At 68.2% G+C, this 1,434-nt stretch carries 1 protein-coding gene; it reads right to left on the bottom strand.

Annotated features, from left to right (window positions below):
• On the bottom strand, positions 1-1,358 hold a 1,358-nt coding region (locus A5750_RS00315; protein WP_067260521.1), incomplete at its 3' end, for an HNH endonuclease signature motif containing protein.
• Positions 1,359-1,434: the final 76 nt, after the last annotated feature.

Below are 1,434 nucleotides of genomic sequence, written 5' to 3'. Positions count from 1 at the left end.
GGTTCGTCGTCGTCACCGTCGCGGAGGATTCTTTCGGGGTGGTGGTAGGTGTTGGTGCGGGGTTGTCCGTGGTCGAGGTGTGGTGGTGGTAGCCATTCGGTTTCGCCGCGGGCGTTGGTGCGGGTGGTCCAGCCTTTTTCGGCGAGCCGGTTGTCGGGGCCGCAGGCCAGGGTGAGGTCGTCGATGTCGGTGCGGCGGGTGGTTTGCCAGCCGGTGATGTGGTGGACCTGGCTGTGGTAGGCGGGGGCATCACATCCTGGTTTGGTGCACCCGCGATCCTTGGCGTACAACATGATTCGCTGTGCGGGGGAGGCGAACCGTTTGGTGTGATGCAGCGCCAGCGATCGGCCGTTGTCGAAGACCGCCAGGTAGTGGTGGGCGTGGCCGGCCCAGCGGATCACATCCGACATGGGCACCAGCGTGCCGCCGGCGGTCAGGGCCTTGCCGGCGGCGGCCTCCAAGTCCTGCAACGTGGTGGTCACCACGATCGACACCGGCAGCCCGTTGTGCCGGCCCAGTTCCCCGCAGGCCAGCAGGGCGCGCAGCCCGGCCAGCAAGGCGTCGTGGTTGCGTTGAGCCGGGCTGCGGGTGTCGCGGCGCACCGCGTCCTCATCGGGTGTCGCATCGATCACCGGAGTCTGGTCCTCGGGGTTGCACGCCCCGGGGGCGGCCAGCTTGGCCAACATGGCCTCGATCGCGGCCCGCAACTCCGGGGTCACCAGCCCGCCGATGCGCGACATCCCGTCGCATTCCTGGGTGCCCAGGGTGATCCCGCGTTTGCGGGCCCGCTCGGCGTCGCTGAAATCCCCGTCGGGGTGCAGCCAATCCATCACCCGTCCGGCGTATTTGGCCAACTCGTCGGGCCGATACCCGCGGGCCTGCTTGGCCAGGTCGGCCTCGGCGGCCTGCCGGGTCAACACGTCCACCGCGGCGGGCAGCTGGGCAAAAAAGCCACGGATCACCTTCACGTGCCCGTCACCGATGAGCCCCTCGCGTTGACCGGCCGCGGTCGCGCTCAGCTGCGGCACCAACGGCTGGCCGGTCAACCCCCGGCGTTCCCCGAGGTCGGCGGCTTCGGCGATACGCCGGGCGGCCTCGCACTTGGTGATACGCAGCCGGTCGGCCAGCCCCACCCGCAGCGAACCGCCCAACTCCTCGGCACTGGCTTGGGCGCCGAGCTGGTTGATCAACGCGTGCTGCGGGGCGCGCAGCCGGCGATACACCCGTTCCACCCGCTCCAAGGCGCGCAGCCGCTCCGGGGTGGTGAGCACGTCAAAAGACAACCCGCACAACCGATCCACGTCGTCGTCGAGCGCGTCGAAAACCTCGACGATCTCCTCACGACTACTGACACCCACCCCTCAAACCCTACGAACACCCACCGACAAAAAAGACCACATTGTGACCTCTGAAGCCAAAGTGACACAAGGGATT

The organism is Mycobacterium sp. 852002-51613_SCH5001154, assembly GCF_001667425.1.
In the GTDB taxonomy this organism is placed as follows: Bacteria; Actinomycetota; Actinomycetes; order Mycobacteriales; family Mycobacteriaceae; genus Mycobacterium.
This window is presented reverse-complemented; position numbering and strand designations above follow the sequence as displayed.